The organism is Microcoleus sp. LEGE 07076 (assembly GCF_015207455.1).
In the GTDB taxonomy this organism is placed as follows: domain Bacteria; phylum Cyanobacteriota; class Cyanobacteriia; order Cyanobacteriales; family Microcoleaceae; genus Microcoleus.
Map to the genome: position 1 here is coordinate 1 of NZ_JADEWV010000281.1, position 6,034 is coordinate 6,034.

Consider the following 6,034-nt stretch of genomic DNA (forward strand, 5'->3'; position numbering starts at 1 on the left):
ATCTTGGGGGTTCTGACATTTTGGATTGTTGTCAACCAGATTTTTTGGTTCGGCGGCGATGCCCGCACCACAAGCAGTTTCATCGATTGTGGAACAGGCAAGATGCCTGTTCTCGGCGGGGTTCAATTGTGTTTCTGGTTCAGGGTTGCTTTGAGGAAAATCGGGGAGTTGATTTAAGTTTGTTGCAGTTTCATCTTGCTTGATTTCCTGTTTTTGCAGTGCTAATGCTTCGTGGCCAGTATGTGCTGAGTTGTCAGCGACGGCGAAAAACTCAGAAATATCGTTTGTTTGGGATATAGCTTTATTTGGATAAAAGCAAGCGATCGGGAGCGCTGTTAGAAGTAAAATCCCCAACTGAAATATTGCAATATTTGCACTCGGGCGCATAATTAATAATTTCTGTAAAATAAGTTGGTCTGCTGCTTGACTCTGCCAGTTTATCATTTAGCATTAGGCGCAATTTGACCGTATAAATTTTAGGAGTCCGGTTTTCAAAAGGCAAGCCGACCCTCCCTGCTTCTTAGCACAAAAATTTGAATTTATTCAGGACGATCGACCAAAAAACCCGAAACGCCACAGAAATCATCTGTGGCGCCGACAAATACTGCGCTTGCAACCTGGTTTTTGGTACTTGCTGCACAAGTCATGCCATTTTCGGGTAACATACCCCCTTGATGATTGAACCGCTTTCGAGACCAAAAGCGCCAACAGAAGAGGAAAAAAAGAGTCAGAAGATCGAGCCGATAGCAAACTCGGATTTGGTATCATGCCATTTTCTGGCTGAATTTGGGGATTTGGGGGTTTGGCGGTTTTGACCTACCGTTGCATTCTTTGAGTGAAACTAATCTGGAATTATTTTTTGCTTATGGGTGTTAATTCACTGGCGACTAATGGTGCTTGGGCGATTTTGCCTAGTTCGACTGAGGTCAAAACTTCGGACCACTTGAGCGCTAAACTGGCATCGCTGGGAGACTCCATACGCAATTGAGCTAGGGTTGCCAGGTATTCGTACCAGAGACCTTGTTGGGCTAAGATGCTGAGCTTGGCGCGACGGTCCGGCGATCGGTCCAACTGTGTTTTGACTGTTGGGGCGAGTGCGGTGCGGTTGATCCACCCGGAAACGAGAACATCATCTGTATGGCTTTGTGGGTTGCATTTGATAGTAAAGTACCATTGATAGTTTTTGCCAACTTCCAGGGCTGGCGAGTTGCCGTCGGAGCCGAGGCTGACGCTAACGATACCGCCACGGCTAGTTACCATCCGAAAACTTTTTTTGTATACTGTTTTGTCCATTTCGTCTGCTAACTCAAACTGAACTGTTTTGTCAACGGCTGCAGGGAGGTAGTAGAAAAATGTGGGCTTTGCTGATATGGTTTGCCCCATAGTTGATTGGGGAATCAAGGCAGTGATCGGAGTGGGGCAGACTAAGCCTCGGGTTCCTCCCCCTTCCCGCCTTCCGGGTACTCCCTGCTCCGGCGGTTGAAAGTTATTCCAAGTGGCTCCGGGTCGCTGGCTGTTGGCTCTGCTTCCGGTGATTCCGGGGGGTTGAACTGTTTGCCAGTTGAGGGGTAGCTGCGGTTGTGACGGGCGGTGGACGCCGTTTGCGGGGCTGTTTAGAGCCTCGGCTGGTGTGAAAAAACTACCGGTGCCAACTGCCTGTAAAGACATAATTAAGGAAAGGGCACTGGTGTTGAGAGCAGACTTCCTAGACATGATGAACCTGCCTTCTGATGAACCTAAGAACTCGATCGCACGTTTTTATTCTACCTAAGGTTTTGGCGCATATAGTAATCTGTTGTACTTAATTTATATCTTTAGCCAGATACGATTAATTTGCCTGCTTTGACGGAGATGGAATTCTGTGTAGCGTTTTTCAGTGGTAGTTTAGTAGTTATACTTACTTAAATTCACAGCAGCAGGTTGGGTTCACCTTGTTAAGCTGTCGGACAAATAAACATTGTATGTTCAGGGCGGGCCCGACACCCCACAAGACTTTAATTGTTTTTTGACATATAGTTTAAATGCACAACAGCTTAAACCCAATGTTGACAATGAGTAATATTCGGAGTTTTTGAACTGTGGTCTACGGCTAGAATGCGTCTTTTTGTAAAAATCTCGGTTGATGCGTCAATCATGGATATCAGGAATCTCGGCAATTTTGCTGGTGAACCTCAAGCGATCGGCTACAAGTTACAAGTGAAGTTTTCTGTACAATCTCGGCAAGAAATTTAGCATGAATCTCGATTCACCAGTTATCTCGCACAAACAGCCTTCGGGGCTGCGGATGGTCAGACCGATCGGCGTCTTGGCACTGCACGGTATTGCTTTTTTGGGAAATAGGTTGTTCGCTGTCGATCGCGCCGAAGGGCTGCTATTGGAGATCGATCGAGAAACTGACAACACTACTGTTTTGAATCCTTATCAAACGGCTAAGTTTGCGGGTGCAACCGGACTGGCTATTTGGGAAGATACTCTCTGGTTTTCGCGAGGTCAGGATATTTGTTGGTGTCCGGGGGCAATTCGGGATGGGGCGATCGCCCAACTCAAACCGGAACATTTTGTTTCGCTTTCTTATCCGGTTGACGGGATTGCGGTTTGGAAATCTACGCTTTACATGACTTGCCAGAGATTGGGATATATTCTGGTTTTTGACTGCAAAACTGGTAGAGAAATAACTCGGTTTTTTGCTCCGGGTATTGGAGTAGAAAATATTACTGTCCGGGATGAGGAAATTTGGGTTTGTGACAAAACTGAGCAAAGTGTTTACTGTTTGGAAAGGGCAACAGGAGAAATTAAGTTTAGCGTTTTGACTCCCTTTGAAAATCCTTCGGGTTTGGCTTTTGACAAAAATTCGGAGACCGGAGAAGATGTTTTGTACGTCGCTTATGCGGGGGAGGAACTTTACATCCGAGATGACCCTAATTCCGAAGATCCTTTTCAGTTGACGAAGCGCAATCGCACTTTTATTCAGCCTTTGTATTTTCACTACAATGAGGCCGAATGCTACGCTTTGTCAAACGGGTTTTTGATGGAAATGTCTTATGTGGAAGAACTGTCTCCTCTGGATGAGGTAGAAATCGATAATTTGGAGTGGCGGATTGCTTTACCTTCGGAAACTCACCGGCAAAAGGTCAGGAAAATTACGCCTGTCGGGATGCCTTTTACTGAGGAAATTGTGGAGGGGGAACGGGTAGCGGTGTTTAAGTTCGATCGGCTGCGGGCGGGCGAACGCCGAATTTTTGGCTGGAAGGCTTTGTTAGAAGTTCGATCGATTAAGTATCAGTTGTCGCCTCAAGATGTCGAAAAAATTCCCAAACTGTCACCGGAGTTTCAAGCTAAGTATTTGGTGGATAATGATAATTTGGCGATGGATACGGAGATTGTGCGATCGGCTGCTGTGGCCTCCATCGGCACAGAAACTAATATTCTCAGACAGTTACTGAGTATTCGTAATTTTGTTTACGACCAACTCTCATACGGAATTAGACCTCACATTGACACTCCCGATGTTGTACTGCGGCGCGGCATTGGTTCTTGCGGCGAGTACGTAGGGTTGCTGTTGGCTTTGGCAAGGTTGAACCGGATTGCTTGCCGCACGATCGGGCGTTACAAGTGTCCGGCTTTTGCTGACAGAAAAGGTGTGTCGCTGGAACCGGATTTCAATCATGTTTGGCTAGAGTTTTACATTCCCGGCTTTGGCTGGGTGCCGATGGAATCTAATCCAGATGACATTCAAGACAGAGGCCCTTATCCTTTGCGGTTTTTTATGGGCTTGGCTTGGTATCACGTAGAAATTGGCAAGGGAATTCGGTTTCAAAGCCTCACCAGCGGGGGTGTTCCTTTGAAGAAGGAGGATGTTTCCGTGGGGACTTTGGCAATTAATCATGTCCGGTTTACAATTTTGGAAGAGTTGCCAGCGATTTGAAGAGAGTGTTAACAGTTAACAGTTAGCAGTCCACATTCAACTGTTAATTGTTAACATTTTTAATCTAAAATCGAAAGTAGAAAATGTAAAATCAGAGGAAGATGGGTTGTGGAATTTTCGATTGCTAATGTTCTCGTTTTAGTGGCTTTTGTACTGCTGGTGACTGTTACTGGTGGGGTCGCTTATTTGACGACGGTTGAGTGGCGCGATCGCCGGCGGTTAGATCAGGCTAAACGGAAAAAATAGTCGCTATTTGCTGTTGACAAATTTCATTTTTTATGATCTTGAATAAGGCGACCCAAGTAGGTCGCCTTTAGAGGTTTGTAGGATTCACGGGCGGGACGCCCGCGCCACAATAAACACAGATGAAAAAGGGAATTTTGGATTGGGGAGTTTAAGTCCACTGTCGGAAAAATGTATTTTCTTGCCAAGCGGCGGCAGTGCGCTTCTCAATTGCTGCCATTTCTACTTTGCTCAAAGGTTTGAATGCTTGGGCGACTTTCAAGTTTTCTTCTAATTGCTTTACTGAGTCGGCGGCGATGACGCAGCAGTGCACGCCCGGGAGTGAAAGCGTATAACCCATTGCTTGGTGCATTCCATCTAAAACACCGTTCTGAAATAACTTGCCGTAAGCTGGTATTTTCATGGCAATTACGCCGATGTTTTTGGCTTTGGCGACTGGTAAAGCGTTGGCTGTAAATGAGCGCGGGTGGTGTTTTTCGGCGGCGTTGAGGGAGATTAATGTTGTGTCAAAAGGATAGCGCTGCAAGCCGGCGGCAATGATAGCGGGTTCGTGGTGTCCGGTGATGCCGGAAAAACGAATTATTTTTTGCTGTTTGGCTTCTTCGATCGCCTTTATTGCTCCTTTGGTACTGAAAATTTGGTCTAATTCAGTTGTGAATGAAACGTGGTGGAGTTGCCATAAGTCTAGCCGATCGGTTTTCAATCTTTTGAGCGATCGCTCTAAATCTCTCCACGCGCCGTCTCTGTCTCTGGCGGCGGTTTTTGTCGCTAAGAATAGGCGCGATCGAGATTGTGGCAAAACTTTGCCTAAGTTTTCTTCGCTGGGCCCGTAGTCGGCCGCCGTGTCAAAATAGCGAATGCCGAGTTCGATCGCGCGTTCAATTTGCGCCGCCGCTTCTGCTTCTCTTCCCGGCTGCGACAGCGGTGTTTGTCCTGCCCCACCCAAACCAAAAATCGGCACTTTCACTGCGGTTTTGCCTAAAACTCGTTCTGGCATTTTGACTGTGGCGGCCGCTTGATTGTTGGGTGCGGCTGCTGTTTCCCGATCCGGGCGGTCGATCGCGTGAGCCGCTGCAATGCCCCCGGCAACAGCTATACTGCTGAATATAAAATTGCGGCGAGTTTTTTTACTTGTCATGATTTCCGTCTCGTCAGAATGTTTGACTTGAGATTAACCAGAAAATTAAATGAAGTCATCAGTCATTAGTCAGTAGTCAGTAGGGGCGGTGCCTGTGAGTGCCCGCCCTCTCACTCAGTCAACAGTCAACAGTCAACAGCCAACAGTCAACCGTCAACACTTAACAATGCCCGATGCCCTTGTCAATTATCCATCCGCGAATCAGTTCGTTAATCTGTTCGGGTACTTCGTCGTGGGGACAGTGACCGGCTTTGATAAAGTGTTCTGTCAACTGCCGATAGTGTTGGCGAAATTTGGCGCTTCTGTCTGTGGAGTTCATCCACGGATCGCCTTCTCCCCACAGCATAAGCAGCGGGCTGGTTAATTGACTCAGCAATACGTCGATTTTTTCGCCTTGAGGTGTTCGGAATACAGAGGCGAATACTTTGGGGGCACCGGGATCGCAGGAGGGAAGGTAAATTTCTTCTACTAATTGGTCTGTGACGGCGCTTTGGTCGAGATAAACTTTTTCTAGGGTTTTCCGAATTGTCGATCGCTGGCGCACGTACTGGAACAGCAGAAAGCTTGCCCAATCTTGCTGAAATAAGGTTTTAGCTACCGCAGATATGGCTTTTTGCAGGGGCGGGGCTTCGGGTGCGGGCTGCGGTTCGCTGAAGGGGCCGGCGCTGTTGATTAAGATCAGTCCGGCGGCTGATTCGGGACGCTGGGCGGCTACGCACAAGGCGGCG

General features: G+C 47.4%; 6 protein-coding genes and 2 pseudogenes. 3 read left to right on the forward strand and 5 right to left on the reverse strand.

The genetic code is table 11. The annotated features are described in order from the left end of the window. The 3 genes and pseudogenes from IQ270_RS27075 to IQ270_RS27080 all read right to left on the reverse strand — a co-directional run. Positions 1 to 444, reverse strand: a pseudogene (locus IQ270_RS27075) (ShlB/FhaC/HecB family hemolysin secretion/activation protein); the annotation flags it as partial. A gap of 95 nt (positions 445 to 539) precedes the next feature. Further along, a complete protein-coding gene (locus tag IQ270_RS32085; RefSeq protein ID WP_255532490.1) occupies positions 540 to 665 on the reverse strand; it encodes a hypothetical protein in 126 nt (41 codons plus the stop codon). Positions 666 to 852: 187 nt separating this feature from the next. Further along, entirely contained in the window at positions 853 to 1,713 is an 861-nt protein-coding gene (locus tag IQ270_RS27080; protein WP_193976250.1) for a DUF928 domain-containing protein, read from the reverse strand. A 381-nt stretch (positions 1,714 to 2,094) separates the two neighbouring features. On the opposite strand from IQ270_RS27080, the gene IQ270_RS27085 reads away from it, so the two are divergent. The 3 genes from IQ270_RS27085 (at position 2,095) to IQ270_RS27095 (ending at position 4,171) form a co-directional block, all read left to right on the forward strand. Then, positions 2,095 to 2,232 (forward strand): hypothetical protein, encoded by a 138-nt coding sequence (locus tag IQ270_RS27085; protein ID WP_193976251.1) that lies wholly within the window; start codon positions 2,095 to 2,097, stop codon positions 2,230 to 2,232. Position 2,233: 1 nt separating this feature from the next. Then, positions 2,234 to 3,925, forward strand: coding sequence for a transglutaminase domain-containing protein (locus IQ270_RS27090; RefSeq protein WP_193976252.1), 1,692 nt, complete (start codon positions 2,234 to 2,236; stop codon positions 3,923 to 3,925). A gap of 108 nt (positions 3,926 to 4,033) precedes the next feature. Continuing rightward, a complete protein-coding gene (locus IQ270_RS27095) occupies positions 4,034 to 4,171 on the forward strand; it encodes a hypothetical protein (protein ID WP_193976253.1) in 138 nt (45 codons plus the stop codon). A gap of 148 nt (positions 4,172 to 4,319) precedes the next feature. Here IQ270_RS27095 and IQ270_RS27100 read toward each other — a convergent pair whose 3' ends face one another. Together IQ270_RS27100 and IQ270_RS27105 are read right to left on the reverse strand one after the other, a co-directional pair. Then, on the reverse strand, positions 4,320 to 5,306 hold the full coding sequence (locus IQ270_RS27100; RefSeq protein ID WP_193976254.1) for an aldo/keto reductase: 987 nt from the start codon (positions 5,304 to 5,306) through the stop codon (positions 4,320 to 4,322). A 160-nt stretch (positions 5,307 to 5,466) separates the two neighbouring features. Then, positions 5,467 to 6,034, reverse strand: a pseudogene (locus IQ270_RS27105) (alpha/beta hydrolase); the annotation flags it as partial.

What these genes read in the sequence shown, in the direction of transcription:
- IQ270_RS27085 (WP_193976251.1), top strand. Translation starts at nt 2,095, where the DNA reads ATGCGTCTTTTTGTAAAAATCTCGGTTGATGCGTCAATCATGGATATC.
- IQ270_RS27100 (WP_193976254.1), bottom strand. Translation starts at nt 5,306, where the DNA reads ATGACAAGTAAAAAAACTCGCCGCAATTTTATATTCAGCAGTATAGCT.
- IQ270_RS27080 (WP_193976250.1), bottom strand. Translation starts at nt 1,713, where the DNA reads ATGTCTAGGAAGTCTGCTCTCAACACCAGTGCCCTTTCCTTAATTATG.
- IQ270_RS32085 (WP_255532490.1), bottom strand. Translation starts at nt 665, where the DNA reads ATGTTACCCGAAAATGGCATGACTTGTGCAGCAAGTACCAAAAACCAG.
- IQ270_RS27090 (WP_193976252.1), top strand. Translation starts at nt 2,234, where the DNA reads ATGAATCTCGATTCACCAGTTATCTCGCACAAACAGCCTTCGGGGCTG.